The sequence below is a fragment of the Pseudomonadota bacterium genome (genome assembly GCA_039033415.1).
Classification (GTDB): Bacteria; Pseudomonadota; Gammaproteobacteria; order Xanthomonadales; family SZUA-38; genus JANQOZ01.
Genome location: JBCCCR010000039.1, coordinates 25,535 through 45,235, shown reverse-complemented (window position 1 = coordinate 45,235; position 19,701 = coordinate 25,535). Strand labels below are relative to the sequence as shown.

The 19,701-nt window shown below is 61.9% G+C and carries 20 protein-coding genes; 8 read left to right on the top strand and 12 right to left on the bottom strand.

All coding sequences use genetic code 11. The features are described 5' to 3' along the window. Positions 1-127: 127 nt before the first annotated feature. The 3 genes from AAF358_24255 (at position 128) to dksA (ending at position 3,428) form a co-directional block, all read left to right on the top strand. Entirely contained in the window at positions 128-1,963 is a 1,836-nt protein-coding gene (locus tag AAF358_24255; protein MEM7708692.1) for a hypothetical protein, read from the top strand. A 186-nt stretch (positions 1,964-2,149) separates the two neighbouring features. Further along, positions 2,150-2,950, top strand: a complete 801-nt coding sequence (locus AAF358_24250) for a UDP-2,3-diacylglucosamine diphosphatase (GenBank protein ID MEM7708691.1) — start codon at positions 2,150-2,152, stop codon at positions 2,948-2,950. A 52-nt stretch (positions 2,951-3,002) separates the two neighbouring features. After that, entirely contained in the window at positions 3,003-3,428 is a 426-nt protein-coding gene (dksA, locus tag AAF358_24245; GenBank protein MEM7708690.1) for an RNA polymerase-binding protein DksA, read from the top strand. A 26-nt stretch (positions 3,429-3,454) separates the two neighbouring features. Here dksA and AAF358_24240 read toward each other — a convergent pair whose 3' ends face one another. From AAF358_24240 to AAF358_24230, 3 genes are read right to left on the bottom strand one after another with little or no spacing between them, the layout of a single operon-like run. After that, entirely contained in the window at positions 3,455-3,895 is a 441-nt protein-coding gene (locus AAF358_24240) for an arsenate reductase ArsC (GenBank protein ID MEM7708689.1), read from the bottom strand. A gap of 18 nt (positions 3,896-3,913) precedes the next feature. Beyond that, positions 3,914-4,471, bottom strand: a complete 558-nt coding sequence (locus AAF358_24235) for a phosphatase PAP2 family protein (GenBank protein MEM7708688.1) — start codon at positions 4,469-4,471, stop codon at positions 3,914-3,916. Continuing rightward, a complete protein-coding gene (locus AAF358_24230; GenBank protein ID MEM7708687.1) occupies positions 4,468-5,619 on the bottom strand; it encodes a glycosyltransferase family 1 protein in 1,152 nt (383 codons plus the stop codon). Before AAF358_24230 ends, AAF358_24235 begins: the two co-directional genes overlap by 4 nt. Positions 5,620-5,846: 227 nt before the next feature. Between AAF358_24230 and phoU the strand changes: the two genes are divergently transcribed. Then, a complete protein-coding gene (gene phoU / locus AAF358_24225; GenBank protein MEM7708686.1) occupies positions 5,847-6,587 on the top strand; it encodes a phosphate signaling complex protein PhoU in 741 nt (246 codons plus the stop codon). Here phoU and ppx read toward each other — a convergent pair. The 6 genes from ppx to phoB form a co-directional block, all read right to left on the bottom strand. Then, positions 6,584-8,164, bottom strand: a complete 1,581-nt coding sequence (gene ppx, locus AAF358_24220; protein MEM7708685.1) for an exopolyphosphatase — start codon at positions 8,162-8,164, stop codon at positions 6,584-6,586. The genes phoU and ppx overlap by 4 nt on opposite strands. After that, positions 8,161-10,221, bottom strand: a complete 2,061-nt coding sequence (gene ppk1, locus AAF358_24215; protein ID MEM7708684.1) for a polyphosphate kinase 1 — start codon at positions 10,219-10,221, stop codon at positions 8,161-8,163. The genes ppx and ppk1 overlap by 4 nt, the downstream gene beginning before the upstream one ends. A 109-nt stretch (positions 10,222-10,330) precedes the next feature. Further along, a complete protein-coding gene (locus AAF358_24210) occupies positions 10,331-11,878 on the bottom strand; it encodes a M48 family metalloprotease (GenBank protein ID MEM7708683.1) in 1,548 nt (515 codons plus the stop codon). Positions 11,879-11,971: 93 nt separating this feature from the next. Further along, positions 11,972-12,457, bottom strand: coding sequence for a GNAT family N-acetyltransferase (locus AAF358_24205; protein ID MEM7708682.1), 486 nt, complete (start codon positions 12,455-12,457; stop codon positions 11,972-11,974). A gap of 84 nt (positions 12,458-12,541) precedes the next feature. After that, on the bottom strand, positions 12,542-13,867 hold the full coding sequence (gene phoR / locus AAF358_24200) for a phosphate regulon sensor histidine kinase PhoR (GenBank protein ID MEM7708681.1): 1,326 nt from the start codon (positions 13,865-13,867) through the stop codon (positions 12,542-12,544). Next, positions 13,864-14,553: a phosphate regulon transcriptional regulator PhoB gene (gene phoB, locus AAF358_24195; GenBank protein ID MEM7708680.1), complete on the bottom strand. Its 690-nt coding sequence runs from the start codon at positions 14,551-14,553 to the stop codon at positions 13,864-13,866. The genes phoR and phoB overlap by 4 nt, the downstream gene beginning before the upstream one ends. Before the next feature lie 93 nt (positions 14,554-14,646). Here phoB and tusD point away from each other — a divergent pair, with 93 nt between their 5' ends. The 4 genes from tusD to AAF358_24175 are packed head-to-tail and all read left to right on the top strand — an operon-like array spanning position 14,647 to position 16,053. Continuing rightward, positions 14,647-15,024, top strand: a complete 378-nt coding sequence (gene tusD, locus AAF358_24190; protein MEM7708679.1) for a sulfurtransferase complex subunit TusD — start codon at positions 14,647-14,649, stop codon at positions 15,022-15,024. After that, positions 15,021-15,380, top strand: a complete 360-nt coding sequence (locus AAF358_24185) for a DsrE family protein (GenBank protein ID MEM7708678.1) — start codon at positions 15,021-15,023, stop codon at positions 15,378-15,380. Before tusD ends, AAF358_24185 begins: the two co-directional genes overlap by 4 nt. Continuing rightward, on the top strand, positions 15,368-15,709 hold the full coding sequence (locus AAF358_24180; protein ID MEM7708677.1) for a DsrH/TusB family sulfur metabolism protein: 342 nt from the start codon (positions 15,368-15,370) through the stop codon (positions 15,707-15,709). The genes AAF358_24185 and AAF358_24180 overlap by 13 nt, the downstream gene beginning before the upstream one ends. After that, positions 15,706-16,053, top strand: coding sequence for a TusE/DsrC/DsvC family sulfur relay protein (locus tag AAF358_24175; protein ID MEM7708676.1), 348 nt, complete (start codon positions 15,706-15,708; stop codon positions 16,051-16,053). The genes AAF358_24180 and AAF358_24175 overlap by 4 nt, the downstream gene beginning before the upstream one ends. Before the next feature lie 6 nt (positions 16,054-16,059). Here AAF358_24175 and AAF358_24170 read toward each other — a convergent pair whose 3' ends face one another. The 3 genes from AAF358_24170 to neuC form a co-directional block, all read right to left on the bottom strand. After that, on the bottom strand, positions 16,060-17,121 hold the full coding sequence (locus tag AAF358_24170; protein ID MEM7708675.1) for a hypothetical protein: 1,062 nt from the start codon (positions 17,119-17,121) through the stop codon (positions 16,060-16,062). Between the two features lie 193 nt (positions 17,122-17,314). Then, the gene (locus tag AAF358_24165; protein MEM7708674.1) at positions 17,315-18,424 is read right to left on the bottom strand and encodes a DegT/DnrJ/EryC1/StrS family aminotransferase; all 1,110 of its coding nucleotides are present in this window, start codon (positions 18,422-18,424) and stop codon (positions 17,315-17,317) included. Positions 18,425-18,452: 28 nt separating this feature from the next. Next, a complete protein-coding gene (gene neuC / locus AAF358_24160; GenBank protein ID MEM7708673.1) occupies positions 18,453-19,622 on the bottom strand; it encodes a UDP-N-acetylglucosamine 2-epimerase in 1,170 nt (389 codons plus the stop codon). Positions 19,623-19,701 lie beyond the last annotated feature (79 nt).

The window sequence follows — 19,701 nt, the reverse complement described above, 5'->3', positions numbered from 1 at the left end:
CCGCTGTCATAAATCTGTAACGCACCGCTCAAGAGACTGTAACAAAGCCAACCTATCTTGGCGTCGCGTTACCGATTGCAACACTTAACTCAACCTACCTATTCCTCGCTTCCTAGGGAGAACACAAATGCTACACAGCAACCGACGCCTGACGTCTGCGCTCATGGGTGTCGCCGCACTGTTACTCGCTGGCGCCGCCAGTGCACTGACCGTGACCAAGGTGATGCCCGCTACCTGGATTCCGAACGGAAACCTCGGCACCGGTGCCACCCTGAGCATCCTCGAGCTGCCGGGTGGCGGTCGCCAGTTCTTTTTTGCGTTCTTTGCCAACGACGACAGCGGCAACGCGACCTGGGTTACCGCCAACACCACAACCGTCACCGGTATCAACAGCTACAACGGACTGGATCTTTTCACCAACACCGGCGGGGATTTCAACTCATCCGGCAACGTGGCCAACACGGTCGTTGGCAGCGCAGATTTCCTGTTTAACAGCTGTTCCTCTATGGACGTCACGTACACCCTCGACGGTGGCGGCAGTGGAACGATCAACTTCACCTCGCTGGTTCCTGATCCGGCCTGCCCGTGGACTGAGACGTTCGGCGCGGCGACTTGCCCGGCGTTTTCTGCCGGCGCTGATCCGGATATTCCGGGTGCCTGTGTTCTCCCGGCAACGCTCAACACCAGCCAGACGCTGACCAACGACCTGCACTGGGTTATCAGCCTGAGCGGTTTCCGCTTTGGCCACGACCTCGGTCCGGAAGGCGGTACGCCGGCGGTTCTCACCATTGAGCCCGGCACCGTGGTAGTTGGCGACAACCTGCCCCAGGGCTCACAGGACGCTGGCGCGTTCTTCTCGGTCAGCCGAGGCAATCAAATCAAGGCGGTTGGCAGCGCGGAAGCGCCGATTGTGTTTACCTCTAAGCGGCACCTGCTGGAAGGTGACCTGACCGCGGGCCAGTGGGGTGGCGTGATCATCGCCGGCCGAGGTGTTCCTAACGATTGTGATCCGGCGAGCTGCCTTGATGAACTCGAGATCCAAAACTACGGCGGCACGAACAACGACGACAACAGCGGCGAGCTGCGGTACGTTCGCATCGAATATGCCGGGACAGAAATCTCTGCGCTTGCTGAGCTGAACGGCCTTTCGCTGTACACCGTGGGTAACGGTACGGTGATCGATCACATCCACGTTCACCGCAACGGCGATGACGGCATTGAGTGGTTCGGTGGTGCCGGCAACGTAAAATACGCGCTGGTAACCGCGGTTGATGATGACAGCTTTGACATGACGCAGGGGGCTCAGCCCAAGCTGCAGTACGGCATTGCCCACATGTCTGAGGCCGCTCTGAAAGACGCACGCGGCTTCGAGTGGGATGGCCAGGAAGGTAACGAAGGCGCCACGCCGCGGACCTTCCCGCAGTTCGCTAATGTGACCATCTTCTACGAAGCGGGCGTTGGTGAAGGGCCTCAGCAGGCACTGCGCATTCGTCGTGGTGCGCTCTTCAACATCACCAACCTGCTGGTGGCCAGCGGATCCGGCGACCTCGCGCCGAGCGACTGCCTCCGTATTGACGGTCCGCAGATCAACATCGACGTGAACGCTGACCCGAACAACGGCACGATCGCCAACTCGGTTCTGGCCTGTGACGGCAACCTCTTCGATGACAATGAGGCTGATCTGCTTGAATCTGAGTTGTTCAACGGCGGTGCCAACAACACGACCGCTGACCCGCAGCTCACCGGGCTGGCTGCTGGCGGTCGCATCGGTTCTGCCTCCAACAACGCGCTGATTCCCGCTGCCGGCTCGCCGGCTGACGGCATCGGCGTTATCGACGCCACGCTGTTTGACGACTTCTTTGACAAGGTCGACTACGCAGGCGCGCTGGTCCCGGGTGCTTCGCCGAGCGAAGACTGGACCAACGGTGAGTGGACCAACGTAGATCCTGACGAAGACCTCTAAGGGGTTTCCGTCAAGCAATACCCAAAAGGGCGCCCTCGGGCGCCCTTTTTTTGCGCAAAAAAACTGACATACAGCATTACAACTTCTGTAACACCGACCGCTCAAACTCCGCGCAAACGTGAAGTCTTCTGAAGTGTTGGTTTGCTAACCACGAAGCCAGAGTTCCGCAGTGAGAGGTGATACGCCATGCACAGTCGAGTCAGATCGTTGTTTGTTTCTGATGTCCACTTGGGCACACCCGATTGCCAGGCGGGACACCTGCTCCATTTGTTGAACACCACAACCGCCAGGCAGCTGTTTCTCGTCGGAGATATTGTCGACATCAAAGCCATGAGTAGCCGGGCCTACTGGCATCCCACCCACACGAGGGTGCTCGAGCGGTTGCTCGAGCTCGCCAATTCAGGAACTCGGGTGGTCTACGTGCCTGGCAACCATGACGAGGAAGCCCGTGCCTTCTGCGGGGCTGAATGGCGCGGCATCGAAATCCGGCGCGAGCTGGACTACGTTGCCGTCGACGGATCCCGCTACCGCGTACGTCACGGTGATGAGCTGGACGAGTTGGGCCAGGGCAAACGCTGGCTGGAGAGTGTCGGTGAGACGCTGTACGGCTTCAGCTGTCGACTGAACACCTGGTACAACTCGGCGCGCCAGCGAATGGACCTGACCTACTCACCGTGGTCGGTGAGCATCAAGCGTCGCCTGACCAAAGCCATGGCATACATTCAATGCTTTGAAGAGCGCGCGATGAACGAGGCTCGTGGGCTCCTTGTAGACGGCTATATCTGCGGTCACATCCACTTCGCCAATATCCGCTGTGTGGACGGCATCGCCTACCTGAACGACGGCGATTGGGTCGAACACTGCACAACAATCTGTGAGCTCGAACAGGGCGGCTTTGAGCTTTGGCGCTGTGCCGATCGCAGCGAATGCCTCGCGACCCTTCCCAGCCACTGGTGGACCGACTCACCGCTTTCCAGCGCGGCGTAATCGGCTCACACGGAACGTGGCGCAACCCACAACGGACTGAAGGAGACTTCTGATGAAGACGCAACCATGGACGCCTGACGAGCCCTACATGAGCGACGCACAGCTCGAATACTTTCGTGAGCATCTCCTGACGTGGCGTAAAGAGCTACTGCAGGCCTCTCGTCAGACGATCGATCACATGCGTGACGCGCAGCCTGAAATCGGTGACGAGGCGGATGAGTCGGTCCGGATCGAAAGCCAGCAGTTTGAACTGCGCACCCGCGACCGGTATCGCAAGCTGATCCGAAAGATCGATATGGCGCTGGACCGCATCCGCGAGGGTTCCTACGGGTACTGTGAGATCACCGGAGAGCCGATAGGGGTTGCCCGGCTGCAAGCGAGGCCTATCGCGAACCTTTGCCTGGATGCGCAGGAGATTAAGGAGCGACAGGAGCGCAGCCTGGGGGTTTCTCGCGAGGCGTCGAGGATGGCGTTCTAGCAACGCCCGGGGTTCAGCAATCGCGTTTACGCAGTCGTCAGCCGCGGCAGCTCGGTGACGACGAACGCGCGAATCTCATCGCGGACGCGCCGATAGCAGTCAAGCTGGTCCTCAGGGTCTTCTAACGCTTTGGCCAATTTCGGTGGATCGGGGAAGCCTCGATGGATCACCGTAGCGTCTGCGGGAAACACCGGGCAGTTTTCACTCGCATGGTCACAAACGGTGACCACCAGGTCGACTCGATCGATCTCCGGTATGTCGTCCAGGGTCTTGCTGGAGTGGTAGGAGATATCCACGGCCGCTTCCCGCATCACCGCCACCGCGTGCGGATTCAGCCCGTGAGTCTCGATGCCCGCCGAGAGGTAAATGCCCTCAGGGTCCAGATGTCGTGCCCACCCCTCGGCCATCTGGGAGCGACAGGCGTTTCCGGTACAAAGAAAGAGTGTCGCGGCTCGATCGGTGGTCAAGTTGTTTTTCGCTCTTTGTTACAGGCTCAGGAAGCCAAGGTTGCTCAGGGCAGCCAGCCAAAAGCCAGCGACGGCCACACCCACCACCGCGCCGGCAAACACATCCGACACATAGTGCATGCCCAGTATCACACGCGAAACCGCTGTGGCGATAGCGAACGGCGCAAACAGGATCGCAAGCATCGGAGAGGTCATCGCGAACACAAACAGGAACGCGGTTGCGTGCAGCGTGTGGCCAGAAGGAAAGCTGTATTCATCGAGAGCCACAGCGCGAGCAAGAAAGTTGGGATCTTTGCGGTAGGGCCGAGGCCGACGATAGTGCGCCTTGATCCGCTTGTAGATCCACACGCCGCTAAGAGCCGTGAGCGCCAGACACAAAGAAACGGGCACAAAAGACCTGCCGATGACAAAAGGTAATCCCAGAATCAATACATGCCAGAGGAAGCCGTCCCCGAGCCGGCTGACCTGACCGAGGGTCTGCTTGAGCCGTTCATTCTCGCCGAGACGATTGAGCCAAAGACTCAGTTTGTAGTCATGCTGCGCCAGAAATCCTGGCATACCGGTAACGATATTCATGCGGCCTTCTCCCGAGCCAACCCATGAAATAGTTCCACCAGCCCCTCGGCTACGCTGTGGGGCTCTAGCTGAATGACGCTTTGGCGCGCCCCAGACCGGAGGTCGGGTAACTCACCGGCCAGCCCGCTCAGCACAATCGCGCTGCTGATAAAGGCGTCGCGGTTGTCGAACGGCGCCGCATAGCCGTTTTCGCCGTTGCGCAGGTGCTCGGCGGCAGCGGCGTAGTCGTAGGCAACCACCGGCACCGCGCTGGCAAGCGCCTCGAGGACCACGTTGCCGAACGTCTCAGTGATGCTTGGAAACAAGAACATGTCCGCACTCGCGTAGTGTGCAGCGAGCGCCTCTCCAAGCTGAAGGCCGCAGAATTGGTAGTCGGGGTTCTGCTGCTCCAAGGCGGCCCTGGCGGGACCGTCGCCCACCAGGATAAACCGCGCTCGGGGGTTGCGAGCTTTGATCGCCTCGAAGGCCTCAACGGCGACGGACAGATTTTTTTCGGCCGCCAGCCGGCCAACGTAGATCACGGCGAGGCCGTTATCTGGAACGCCCCACCGGCGCCGCAGCTCGACACAGCGTTTGGCTGGCGAAAACAGTTTTGTGTCCACGGCTCGGGGCAGCAGCATGACGTTCTGATACCCCTTTTGCTGCAGGTCGCGCTGCAGCTCCCGGGTCGGTATCAGGGTGCCGTGCGCGCGGTTGTGGAACCGTTTGAGATAAGCTGCGACCGAGCGCTCCGCCATCCCGACACCGTAGTGCCCGGCATACTGATCAAAGCGCGTGTGAAACCCCGTCAGTACGGGAATGCCTCGCTGTCGACAGGCTCGCAAAGCGCTCCAGCCGAGCGGGCCTTCCGTCGCGATATAGCATGCCTGCGGCTGGTGCTGGTCGAAGACCCGGGCGACGCGGCGAAGCGCTGGCAGACCAAATCGCAGGCCTTCATAGCGCGGCAGCGGCAGGCTTGGCATCAGGTGTTCGACCATACTCGCATCGGTGGCCGGCTGGTCCGCGGAGCCTTGCCGAGGACGGATCACGGTCACCTGATGCGCCGCTCTTAAGCTGTTGACCATGCCCCGCACCGTCAAGGCGACGCCGTTAATTTCCGGCGGGTAGGTCTCCGATACGATGGCGATGTGCATCCGCGCGTGATCCACGGCAAATCTCCTGATGAGTTCGGCACACCGTAACGAGCATGGATTGCGGTTCGTTGACACATTTATTGCGGCCAAATGACATGGCAGCGACGGCTAAACGCGGAAACTTCCACCGTAATTTCCAGAAAAAGAGTACACTGCACGTGTGGGCGTTATTCCTGACCGGGCGTCGATCATCGACAGCCCCTCCCTCAATTCAAGCAACGCGGAAGACAACAGCCAGCCCTATGCCACAGCAATTTGCCGAAGAGTTTGAGCGTGTTCGCAACCAGGTACTCACCATGGGCGGTTTGGTTGAGGGTCAGCTGCAGGGCGCGATCGAGGCCATGATCGCTGGCGATACGGACAAAGCCCGCACCATCGAACGGGACGACTACCGAATCAACGCTAAAGAGGTGGAGATCGACGAGGAGTGCACGCGTCTGCTGGCCAAGCGACAGCCGGAAGCCTCGGAGCTCAGGCTGGTGATGTCCGTGATCAAGACCATCTCAGACCTTGAACGCATCGGCGATGAGTCGGAGCGGGTTGCCAAGATGGCAAAGTTTATGGGCGGCGACCGGCTGCACGAAAACGTCATGACCGAGTTTGAGCACATGGGGCAGCTCGTGCGGGCGATGCTGGCCAACGTCCTGGACGCTTTTGCGCGGACCAGCGTCGAGCAGGCGGTAGCGGTGGTGGAGGCTGACCAGAAAGTCGACGCCAAATATGAATCGATCACCCGCCAGCTCATGACCTACATGGCGGAAGACCCGCGGGCGATTCCGGCCGTGCTGAATATCCTGTGGGCCGCGCGGGCGCTCGAGCGGATCGGCGACCGCAGCCAGAACATCGCCGAGTACATCATCTATCTGGTCAAGGGCAAAGACGTTCGCCACACGACCTTTGAGGCCGTGGTGGCTGCGGCCCAGGACGAGACCCCGGTAGATCCCCCTCTGCCGTCACAATCCGTCGTCGACTCAGAGGGCTAGGCTTTTTCAGTCGGGTTGTCCTGAACCAGCTTCAGGGTCGCGTCGATCTTATTGAGGCTGGCTTGCTCTGACTCCAGATCCGCCGCCGTTAGCGGGTGTTCCGCCAGCCAGTCTTCCTGCAGGTGCAGCTTGAGCTGATTTTCGTCTTTGGCCGCCTTTAGGCGTGCGATCGGCACTTCCTGGTGTAGCCGATCGCGATTAAACACGACCGCCAGCCGCAGCAGGATGGCGAGTCGCCGAACGCGCTTCTGCAGCCTCTCCGGCAGCTCGTCGAATAGTGTCTGAACCGGCGCGCCGCGATGGCTGTGAACCAGCACCGCCAGAATTTTCTGCTCCTGCTTCGAAAATCCAGGCAGGTCCGAATGCTCCAGCAGGTAGGCGCCGTGACGGTGGTAGCCGTGGTGCGCGATGCTCAGGCCAAGCTCATGGAGATGCGCCGCCGCGCGCAAAAGGAAAAGATCCTCATCTTCCAAGTGCCAGCGACCGGCGACCTGATCGAGCAGCCCGGCAGCGGTATCGGCAACCGCCTGGGCGTGAGCCTTGTCCACGGGATACCGCTGCTGCAGAGAGCGGACTGCGCCAACTCTGGGATCGGGGTGCTCAATACGTCCGATCAGGTCGTACAGCAGCCCTTCACGCAGCGCGTAGTCGGTGACGAGAACGTGGTCCAGCTCGAGTTCACTCATGCAGGCTTCCACGACCACCATGCCGCCGACAAATACCGGCTGCCGGCGCTCGCTTAGGCCCGACAGCGAGATTTGGTCGATGTGGCCTGCGTCGAGCAGGTGCTTTCGAATGGCGGCCACTGAATCTTTGGAAATGCCGAACTCGGTCCAGCCCTGTGCGACCGATACCGCCCCGGCAGCCCGCATCGAGCCCGAGGACCCAAACACTTCTTGCCAGCCCAGTTCGCGAAACTGCGGCGCGTAGCGGCGCAGCGCCGACAGCACCGCGGCGCTGGCTTTGCGCCAGCGTTTGGCCGTGATGCGTCCATCACCAAAAAACTTCTGGGTGATGGCCACGCAGCCGAAGAACAGACTCTCCACCATGACCGCGTTAAATTCCCGGCCGATCACCAGCTCGGTGCTGCCGCCGCCGATATCGATCACCAGCCGCTGCCGGCCTTCCTCGGAAACCCCGTGGGCAACGCCCAGGTAAATCAGCCTTGCCTCCTCTTCGCCGGAGATCACCTCAATCGGGCAGCCAAGCCGGTCCTCGGCCTGCTCAAGGAACCGCCAGCCGTCGCGCATCTTGCGCAGCGCGTTAGTGCCGACCGCGGCGATTCGGTCTGGCTGCAGCCCGGCCAGGCGCTGCCCAAACCGGGCCAGGCATTCGAGCGCCCGGTTGGCTACCGGCGCCGAGAGCTGCCCCTTGCTGTTAACGCCCTCGGCCAGCCGCACCATCTCTTTGATCCGGTCGACAATGATCAGGGTGCCGTGTTCGTACCTCGCCACAATCAGGTGAAAGCTGTTGGAGCCCAGGTCCACCGCGGCAAAAAGCTGGTCGGGCGAGAAGTCAAAGTCGGCGTTGGCCTCCGAGCTTAAACCCGTGGCGGGAGCGACAGGGCTTGAACTCAAGGCCGCTTCTCCATCAGGTACTCCTGCGCGGAAAATCGCTTGTCGCCGCCGGAGGTGAGCCGCTGATAGCTGCCGTCACTACCGAGTTCCCAGGCCTGCGTGTTGTCTTTCAGGTAAACCTCCAGCGTCTCGTGGACCACTCGCTTAGCCATGGCAGGATCGCGGATGGGAAAGCAGCATTCGACGCGCGAGTACATGTTGCGGTCCATCCAGTCGGCGCTGGCCGCATAGACTTCCCGTTTGCCGTTGTTGCCAAAGTAGAAGACCCGAGAGTGTTCGAGAAAGCGCCCGACAATCGACCGTACCCGAATGTTTTCGGAGACGCCTTTGATGCCCGGCCGCAGGCAGCACGCGCCGCGAACAATCAGGTCGATCTGAACTCCGGCGTTGGACGCGTTGTAGAGTGCGCGGATCAGACTCGCTTCGGTCAGTGCATTCATCCGCGCCACGATTCGGCCCCCATGGCCCTTCTTCACGTGGTTCATCTCGCGTCGAATCTTCCGCAGCAGCATCTCCCGAAGGGTAAAAGGCGATTGATAAAGGCGCTTGAGCTTTTCCAGCTTGCCGAGGCCGGTGAGCTGCTGAAAAAGTGTATGGACGTCAGCGCAGATCAGCCGGTCAGCGGTGAGCATCCCCAGGTCCGTGTAGGCCGCTGCGGTGCGATAGTGGTAATTGCCTGTCCCGAGGTGAGCGTATCGTCGGAGCTTGCCACCCTCTCGACGCACGATCAGCAGCATCTTGGCGTGCGTTTTGTGGCCCACGATGCCGTAGACCACCTGGATGCCGGCCTCCTGCAGCTGGTTGGCCAGCTCGATATTTTCCTGCTCGTCGAAGCGCGCGCGAAGCTCGATGACGGCGGTGACGTCTTTGCCGGCACGGGCCGCTTCAATCAGCAGCTCGACGATGGGTGACCGCTTACCGGTTCGATAAAGGGTCTGTTTAATGGCGAGCACGTCGGGATCGGCGGCGGCCTGCCGCAGCAGATCGATCACCGGTGCAAACGCGTCGAACGGATGGTGCATCAGGTAGTCGCGCTTGCCGATGGCGGAGAAAAGCGGCGTGCCGCTGATCAGGTCCGGCGACGTATGCGATCGAAACTCCGGGTACTTCAGGTCCGGGCGGTGCACCATCGAAAAGATTTCAGCCAGGCGGTGGAGGTTGACCGGCCCGTTGCAGCGAAAGACGTCTCGCTCTTCAAGCTTGAAGCAACGTCTCAGGAACTCAACAATCTCGTCGGGCGCGGCTTCCAGCACCTGCAGCCGTACGGCTGACGCAAAGCTGCGCTCAAGCAGCTCACCCTTCAGCGCCTGGGCGAGATCCTCGACCTCTTCTTCGTCGACATAAAGCTCGCTGTTTCGAGTGACGCGAAACTGGTAGCAGCCGCTGACCTGCATGCCGGGGAAGAGTTGGTCGACAAACGCCTGCAGAATCGACGACAGAAAGACGAAGTCATAACCGGTTTCCCGCCGCCCGGGGATCTGTACGACCCGCGGCAGTGAGCGAGGCGCGCGCACGAGCGCCATCTCCGCATCTCGTCCGTAGGCGTCGTCACCTTGCACCATTACCGCAAAGTTCAGGCTTTTGTTCAGCAGGCGCGGGAACGGGTGCACCGGGTCGAGGCCGAGTGGTGACAGCACCGGCAGCACTTCTTTGCGGAAGTAGTCGGCGAGCCAGGTTTTCTGGGCTTTGGACCACTGCTCCCGGCGCAGCACGCGCACGCCTTGTTCAGCCAGTGCTGGCACCAGCTCTTCGTTGAACACCTGGTACTGGCCGTTGACCAGCATATTGGTCGCTTCGTGCACCTTTTCGAGGGCTGTTGCCGGGTCGAGTCCATCGGGGCCTTGCTTGCCAGCGCCAAACTGTTCGAGCTGCTTGAGTGAAGCGACCCGAATCTCGAAAAACTCATCGAGGTTTGTGCAGGAGATACAGAGAAAGCGTACCCGCTCGAGCAGCGGTGTGGCGGCGTCACGCGCTTGTTCCAGCACCCGGATGTTGAATTCAATCTGGCTCAGCTCACGGTTGAGAAAGTGCCGCGAGGAGAATTTATTCCGAGACATCGGGTGCCGTCAGCGTATAGTTACCCGCAGTGTACAACGCTGGCGGGGGTTTAGGTTACAGCCAGGTTACGAGCGTGCCGTCGATTGGGTTAACGGCAGCGCTGAATCGCTAAGGTGCGGAGATGCGGTCGTCCCGGCGACGGCGCTGCTCGCTTGGATCGTAGCCGTCCTCGCGCTGAATCTCGGCCAGGATCGGACGGTAGTCGTTCAGCCGTGCCTCAACCCGAGACCGTTCGTAGTAATCCAGCTCCGGCCTCTTCATGAGTTTTTCGAGGTGAGACACGGCGTCGTACACCTGTCCCAACAGAAACACATGCTGGGCGTAAGCTTCCTGTGCGCGGACATACTGGCCGCTTTCCTCGGCTGCGCGCGAGTACTGGATGAACAGGCTGGCGTTATCCGGATAGCGGCTCAGCAGCGGCCGCAGCATCGATTCCGCTTTTTTGACGTCGCCGCCGGCACCCCGGGTCAGCAGCACCTCAGCGAACGCGGTCGTGACCGCAAGATTGCCGGGATACCGTTCGTAGAGCACGTTAAAACGCTCCTCAGCCCGATCGGCCAGACCGGCCAGCTCTTCAGCGTTGGCCGTGGCCAGCGCCACCGGCAGGGAGTTAGGTCTATCCCGCAGCAGGACTTCCAGCAGCTCGGTGGCCTCGACCAGGCGTCGGGTCTCCAGGAAGTGCAGCGCGCGGCCGTACCGCTCGGCCGGCGTCAATCCATCACCGCGCTCGCGTAAGCCGTAGTATTCCTCAAGGTCCTGCGGCGTGTCGGCGGTGAGCACGCGCACTCGCTCGCGGATAAACAGGAAGTATTCGGGGTCGTAGTCTGGGTTTTCGATGACCGTGACCGAACCGGCTCGGCCCTTGGCCTCCGCGATCCGCGTGGTTTCCACCGGGTGCGTGCGCAGAAATTCCGGGATACCCCGGCCACCATAATTGCGTGAGACCACGGACATCTTGCCGAAAAACTCGGCCATCCCCTGGGGGTCAAAGCCGGCGCGCGCCAGGGTCCGGATGCCGATGCGGTCAGCCTCGTACTCATTGTTGCGCGTAAAGTTGATCATCATCTGCTGCATCAGGCCCTGACCGCCGACGATGGCCGCCTGAACGCCGTCCCCGCTGCCGCTGGCGGCCACCGCTGCGCCCAGCATCAGCAGCATCATCGGAATGGTGACCTTTTTACTGTTCTCCATCCGTCGAGCGAGGTGCCGCTGGGTGACGTGGGCAATCTCGTGGGCGACAACGCCGGCCAGCTCAGACTCGGTATCCGCCAGCAGCATCAGGCCGCTGTGGATCGCGATGACGCCGCCCGGGGCAGCGAAAGCGTTGATCGCGTCAGCGTCGAGCGTGAGAAAGGTGAAGTCGCGCTCGGGTTCGTCGCTGAAGGCGGCCAGCCGATAGCCCAGATGGCGGATGTAACCGGAAACCAGCGGGTCATCGATGACCTGGGCGACGCGATGCAGTTCGCGCACCAGCGCCTCACCGTAACGCCGTTCGTCCTGCTCCGAGACTATCGCCTGGGCAGAGGCGCCGATATCGGGCAGACGCACGTTGTCCTGCGCTGTGGCGCTCATAGCGCCCAGCAGCAGGCAAAAGCTCTGCAAAAGCAGGCGGCTCTTGAGCTTGATTGGGCGTGTTGGGTCAGCGTCAGCGTTCATCGGAGGCGTAAGGTGCGCCCTCAGGGGCACTATTAGGTCAGACCCAGTCTAGCAGACCGGGTTCCCGACTCAGGTGGCGGGTCCTGCAACGCCTCAGGGGCTTTCGGGGCCGCCATGCTGCCAGACCATGTAGTAATCAGACCGCTGATAGCCTGACCCGGGCCGCGGGCCATCGCCGATACGTTGAAATCCAAAGTGTTGATACAGACCGATGGCCGTCGTCAGGATATGGTTGGTCTCAAGCCAGAGCAGCCGACGGCCGCTGCCGCGAAACCGGCTGATGGCGGCAGACATGAGCAGTTTTCCCGCCCCCTGGCCCTGCGAGGCAGGATCAACGGCCATTTTGGTCAGCTCGAGTTCCTGAGTACCGTGCACTTTGAGCGCGCACGTGCCGAGAACGTTCGACCCGTCCACCGCCATGAGAATACTGCCCCCCGGGCTGATGATATGGGTGTCCGGATCACCCAGGACCTGCTCGTCGATCGGCTCCACCGTGAAGTAAGCCTCCAGCCAGCGCAGGTTGAGCCGAGCAAAGTCCGGCTGGTGTGCTGGCTGGTAGTCCACAATCTCAAGGGCCATACGGGGAGCCTACACGCCGGGGGGTTGCGGAGGACAGCGTCAGATTGCGACCGTTGCCGCAGTCATCTGTGCTGGCTCGTTTGGCTAGCTGACTTCGCGGGTTTCCGGCCAGTGGTCCAGGATGCGGGACTCGTCGAAAACGCAGGAAAAGGTGCTGCCTTCGCCGGGCGTGGAGTCGATGATCAGCTCGGCATTATGGGTGGCCAGCACGTGCTTTACGATCGCCAGGCCCAGGCCGGTACCGCCCGATTCACGGGAGCGGTCGGTGGAGACGCGGTAGAAGCGTTCGGTCAGCCGGGTCTGATGCTGCTTGGCGATACCCGGCCCGTTGTCGCTTACCGAAAAGACGGCTCGGTCGCCGTCACGAAACCACCTCAGCTCGATCCTTCCGCCGTCCTGGGTGTAGCGAACGGCGTTGGTGACGAGATTGAGGAATGCTCCGTGCAGGTCGCTGGCGCTGCCGCGTAAGTGCAGGTTTTCGTCCACCTGGACATCAATGTCGTGCTTTCCGCCGCTGAGCGCACGCCCCTCCATCACGATACTGCTGATCAGCGACTGGCCGTTGACCAGGCTTTCCATGTTTCCATAGTCACCGGCTTCGAGTCGGGAAAGCGTCAGGAGGTCTTCAACAATCGAGCGCATCCTATTGGTCTGCAGCTCCACTCGCTCGACGATCGGATGCCATTCTTTGTCGACCTCCTCGCCCATGGTTTCGACGTAGCCGCTGATCACGGTTAATGGGGTACGCAGCTCGTGGGAGACATTCGCGACAAAGTCTTTGCGCATGGCGTCGACACGCGCCATTTCCGTGACGTCTCGAGCGATCAGGAGGCGCTGGTCGGCAGCGTAGGGAAAGACGCGCAGCCGCAGCTTACGGCCCGACTGCCGAATTGAATCAATGGTTAGGGAGCTCTCCTCGTCGGCGGTTGTCATCCAGTTGACGATGCGCAGGTCGCGCACGAGATTCGCCAGCGGCCGACCTCGGTCGTGAGAAGATTTGACGCCCAGCAAGTGTCCAGCGCCTTGGTTAGCCCAGATGATGTGGTCTTTTTCGTCGAGGACCACAATCCCATCGGGGAGCGCGGTTGAGGCGTTGCGCAGCTCGCGCACCAGCGAGGCAAGCCGCTTTTTGCGTTCGCGCGACTCCTGCCGTCCTCGGGCAACGGCGGCGAACGCATATTCCCACAGGCCCTTGCCGCCGGACGGCCTCGGGCGTCGTTTTTGGTCGTGGGTCCACTGGTTGAGCTGGACCAGCCGGGTGATATGCCAGGCGAGGTGGGCAGCCAGCGTCGCCGCGACCAGCCAGCCGGTAAAGCCGATTAGGTAACCGAGGGCGCCAGCGGCCAGGACACTAAGAAGAAGCTGCCCCAGGTAAATCCGCAGCGCTCTGATGACCTCCGTCTGAATCACAGCGTGGTCGAGAAGCGGTAGCCGGCGCCACGAACGGTCTGAATGTATTTATGTCTGGCATAAGGCTCGAGGGCCTTGCGAATTCGGCGGACGTGCACGTCTACTGTCCGCTCGTCGACATAGACATCGCCACCCCACACCTGGTCGAGGAGCTGGCTTCGGGAATAGACGCGCTCCGGATGGGTCATCAGAAACGACAGCAGACGATACTCGGTTGGCCCCATGTTGATTGGGTTGTCGTCGGCATAGACTCGATGAGCCGCCAGATCGATCTTCAGGCCGCCTTTGCTCACCACTTCGTCGAGTCCAGCCGGGGACGAGCGACGCAGCACCGCCTGGATTCTGGCGATGAGCTCACGGGTCGAAAACGGCTTGACCAGATAATCGTCGGCGCCGCTTTCGAGACCCAGGATTCGGTCGTCCTCATCGCCTCGGGCGGTGAGCATGATGAACGGGATGTCTCGGGTGAGTTCTTCTTTACGCAGGCGTCGGGCAAAGTCGAGCCCGCTCATGCCTGGAAGCATCCAGTCGAGCAGAATCAAATCGGGAACCGCGTGCATGATCTCCTCCTGCGCCCCGCGCACGTCGCTGGTTTCGACACCCAGCATCCCGTGACGCGACAGCGCGAAGGAAACCATCTCACGAATCGCCGCCTCGTCTTCAACGATGAGTATGCGCCGCTGCAAAATCTTGCTCCGCTGCCCTGATGCTGACAGACTGCCGAAATCGCCGCCGCCAGCTAATTGCGCGTCATTTAAACGACGCATTGTTACAACGTCGTGACACCGCCACAAGTACAGCACCGTTTTGCTCTGATGATTTGCCACTCGCCAGATCAGCTGCTGCGGGCCCGCGCCGCTGTCTCTTTTGCGCGGGCCGCGCTTAAGGCGGGCCATCAGCTCGAGACCGTCTTTTTTTACCAGGCGGCAGCCGCGATTGGCCTCGCTACGGCTCAGATCAGCAGCGACGATTATGATCCTCGCCGGGCATGGCAGGAGCTGGCGATTGAGCACGAGCTGCGGCTGCTCATCTGCGTCGGATCCGCGCAGCGGCGAGGCGTTGTTGACGAAAGCCTGGCCAGCGGCTTTGCCATCACCGGTTTGGGTCAATGGCTGGCGGCGATGGCCAGCGCTGACCGGGTGCTGCGGTTCCCATGACTGAGCTGGCCGCCAAGCCCGTTGGCCTCGCTTTTTTCCGCGGGCCGCACGACGGCGCTGACGCCCGGGAGCGGCTCGATCTCGCCCTTGCCCTGGCCGCCGCCGACTGGCCGCTCTCGTTGTTTTTCCTCGGGCCAGGCGTACAGCTCCTGCGCCGCCCGGCAGTGACCGACGAGCTGCGAGATTTTCCCGCGGCGCTTGGCACGCTGGTGATGTTTGGCGTTGAACAGATTTTTGCCGAAGCCTCGGCGCTTGAGCGATACGAACTGGCCGTCGACGACCTGCGCATCAGCGCAAAAGCAGTTTCTAGTGCGGAGCTTCGCAGCGCCATGGATGAACTGTCATGTCTGACTTAGCGGCTACGGCGCCCGAAGACCAACGCAGCACGGACCTCGCGATCATGCACTGGCTTTGGCGGGACCCGAGTGCCGACCCGCTCCTCGCCAGCTGTCTCGCGACCGTCCGTGACGATGACTGCGTGGTGTTGCAGGCTGAGGCGGCGCTCGCTTCGGTGGCGGCAGAGCAATGGCTCCCAGGTCGTCGGGGACGCTGGCTGGTGCTGCGGCCCGATCTCCACAGCCTGGGGCTTCAAGAGGAAGACGTGGCCTCGGGTATCGAGTGTATTTCGATGGATGAGCTCGTGTCTCTCAGCGTTCGCTATGCGATGCAGCAGAGCTGGGCATGAGCGACGTTAGCAATAGCCTCGAACAGGACCTGGGCCAGCTCGAGCTCGACGAGCGCGGTTACCTCACGCGCCGCGATCAATGGCAGCGCTGGGTGGCGGAGCGCATGGCGGCCGACGACGAGGTGGACCTCACGGCCGCGCATTGGGAGATCATTGAGTTTCTCCAGGGCTACTACGAAGAGTTCAAAATGGCGCCGCCGATGCGCGTTCTGGTGAAAGCCGTGGCGGTTCGCCTCGGAAGCGAAAAGGGGGAGAGCCGCTACCTTTATCGCCTGTTCCCGGACGGCCCAGCGAAACAGGCCTGTCGTTATGCCGGGCTGCCGCGGCCGGTCAGCTGCATTTGAGCGAAGTCAGGGGTCCAGCCTGACGGCGATGTAGGCAACGCCGGCGGCGTCGGTGCCGCGCCAGCGATCAAGCCCAACGTCGTGGAAGCGAATGTCCTGGATCCCGCGAAGCCGACAGCTGTCGGGCGGCGAGAGTTTTTTGCTCAGCAGCCGCTCGCAGGTCACCGTGCTGCCCGAGCCATCGAGAAGGGTGACCGTACCGCCGCTTGACTCTACCTCCGCCAGGTCCAGCCGGAGGGCCTCGCCGCCCGTTTCCGGCAGCAGCAGCCAGGTGCCGTTGAGCATCGAGCGTGGACCAAACGAAAACCGCACCAGCGACAGAGGCTGGACCAGCAGATCTTCCCCACCGAGGTTGCTTACCAGCCAGAGTGTTGCGGCGGAGCTTGAGTGGAACTCCAACAGCGCTCGTCCGCTGCGAAACGCCTGGCCTGGCTCGCGGAACTCGCCGAACAGCGTATGACCGCCGCCCAGCTCGGTCAGGTCGCCACGAATGATGCGCCCGTCCAGGCTGCCGGTAGACACCAGCCACCGCGCGTCACCCTCGTCGGAGTAGGTGTTGGTCATCAGAATCGCTTCGCCGTCCTGCACTTCGAGCGAGAAACCGACGCCGGGTCCCGACGTTTCGAAGGTGCCGCCGGCCTCAGGCCACCAGAGGCCCGTTTCCGGCGTGATGGCTGCGCTCACCCCGAGCTGCACCAGGTCAAAACCGAGAAGCCGTGCTTCTCGCTGACCCTGGGCTCGTACATATAGAGAGACGGGATGAACGCCTGCCTCAAGCGCGGACAGATCATATTCCGCAAGATCAACCGACAACGAGTAGCCGCTGGGTGTCTTTGCACAGGCTTTGTCGGTCTCGTAGGACGCCAGCAGCGTCAGACCGCGCCCTTCCAGGCGGAGGTCATCGATAAGCGGCGTACAGGTGGATTCCCACTGCCCGCTGATCGAAAGCGCGATCGCTGCGCCTGAAACGTCAGAGACCGGGTTGATCTGAACGGTCGACAGAGCACCGGTCTGAGCCCAGGAGGGCCCCGACAGCAACAGCACCAGCATGCCGATCAGCGCTTTCATTCCGTTAGGGTAGTGGCTGAGCAGGCCGGTCTCAACCGGTTTGAGGAACCTGTCCCGAAAAAGTCATCGAACGTTTTGCGCCCTGGACGGACCCTAAAGTCTGTTTTTGGGGGAAAGAAGCATAGAAAAAATAGGAAAAAAGCCTGTTATTTTGCTAGGAGTGTGGCCTCTCAGCCGCCGGTGAGCAACCAAGTTAGCGGTATCGCTGGATGAGGGCTGCCAGCGTCTCGCAGACCTGTTCCGCCTGATCGGTGGTCATGTCGTTAAAAAACGGCAGGGCCAGTGCCCGCGCGGCCATCGCTTCAGCGACCGGGAATGGCCCCTGGTCTCCGACCAGCGGCGCCAGCGCAGGCTGCTGGTGCAGCGGGGCGAAGTAGCGTCCGGCCTGAATTCCGCGATCCTCGAGATCAGCGATGATCTGATCGCGCGGCAGGTCCGGGTCGAGAATCACCACCCAGGCGAACCAGCAAGTGTTGCTATCTTCGGGGGCCACCGGCCGCAGGCCCGGTATCTCTGCGAGCTGCTTGCGGTAGGTGGCCGCCAGGGCAGCACGGCGGGTCATGGTGTCTTCGATGCGCTGCAGCTGCCCGAGCCCGAGGGCTGCCGAGAGTTCCGGTAGGCGGTAGTTCAACCCGACGAGCTGCTGGTCGTGCCAGGGGCCATCCATGCTCCGGCCGTGATTTCGCATCAGCCTCACGCGTTCAGCGAGCTCAGGGTTGTCGGTGACCAGCATCCCGCCTTCGCCGGTGGTGATCTGTTTGTTCGGATAGAAGCCGAAACAGCCCATGTCGCCGAAGGTTCCAAGGGCCCGCCCCCCAACCCGCGTCCCCAGCGCTTCGCAGGCATCTTCGATCAGCTGAATGCCCTCGATGCGGCAAACGTCCACCAGCGCCTCGATTTCCGCCGACTGGCCGAATACGTGCACCGGGAGGACCGCCGCCGTTTCGTCGGTGATCGTGCAGGCGACCTGCGGGGGATCGAGCCCGAGATGGGTCGGGCTGATGTCGCACAGCTGGAGTCGCGCCCCTGCCGCGAGCACCATGTTGGCGGTAGCGGGAACGCTGAACGGACTGGTGATGATCTCAGCGGACGGCGGGAGCTTCAGGGCCTTGATGCCCAGGTGCAGCGCCGCGCTTCCCGAGCTGAGCGCAACCGCGTGGTCAGCGCCCAGAAACTCCGCGAAGGCCGCTTCGAAGCGCTTCACCATCGGTCCACGGCTGAGCTGGCCGCTGCCCAGCACCTCGTCGATCAGTGCTCGCTCCTCGTCGCCGACTGACGGTCTGGCCAGCGGGATTGGCGACACGTCCTCCTCGGTTAGGCTAGTCAGTTGTTCAGACAGGGGTGGGTTCCTTGATCAGCAGTTTCTCGGCGGCAGGCGCTTCGGCAAGCACCCGAGCGATGGTTTCACCGGCGTTGCCGTCGCCGTAAGGATTCTGCAGCTTGCGGAGGCCCTCGGCAAATGACCGACTGACCGCGAGGTTCAGCGCTTCGGCAATCGCCGCTTCGCTGGCCGGGACATCAATGATGTTGTCGGCCAGCAGCCTGCCGAGCTGGCGCCGGCCGACGTTCACGCACGGCAGGCGAAACGACGCCGATTCCATAATGCCTGACGAGCTGTTGCCCACCAGAGCAGCGGCGCTGGCCAGGAGTGAAAAGTAGTCGGTCGACGTAAGATTCGTGTAAAGCCGCCCGTGCGTTTGCGCCTCACACCATTGCGCGGCGCGTCGCACGATCTTGCGCGACCCGGCGTCAGCGTTGGGAAAGCAGAACACCACCGGTCCATCCCACTGCGTTAGAAACCGGTCCAGGCCGGCAAACAGGGCGTCGGTTTCGCAGTTGGTATCGCTGGCCAGCGTGAGCGGGTGCCAGGCGACGACGAGAGGCGGTCCCGGCGGCAGCGCCAGCTCACGGGAAAGCGTTTCAGCGTCCTTGAGTGCCAGATGCTTCAGCGCGTCCAGTGACGGAGCGCCAGAGGTGGTTACCCGCCACGCCTGCTCGCCCATGGCGATCACGCGGCGGCGCGCCTCCTCGTGGGGCGTCAGATGAAGGTGCGCGAGTTTGGTCAGGGCGTTGCGCACCGCGTCGTCGATCGCGCCGGCCGAGATTTCGCCGCCCTCCAGGTGAGCCATAGGAATTCGCAGCGCCAGGCCAACACTGGCCGCGGCGAGCATCTCGTAACGATCGGCGATGAGCAGCAGCAGGTCTGGGCGATCGTGGCTGAGCTCGTCCGCTAAGGACAGCGTCGCCAGGCCGATGGTTTTTGCCATCCCCGTATCGCTGTCGGAGCTGAGCAGGCATTCGAGCTCCGCCCGGACGCGAAAGCCGTCCTGCTTCACCAGATCACCCGTATGGCCGAACTCCGGTGACAGGTGGGCACCGAACAGCACTACCTCCGGGTCCAGCTCGGGCCTCGCCTGGAGCGCGCGAAGCACCCAATAGAGGTGAGCGTAATCGGCCCTCGATGAGGTGAGCGCGGTTATCCTTCGGGGACGCTGGTCCATGGGTTGCTGAGCATGCGGACGGGCGGGCTATCATGTCGTTCGGACGCGCGGACTGCAATCCTCGCTTCAACGGTCGGCG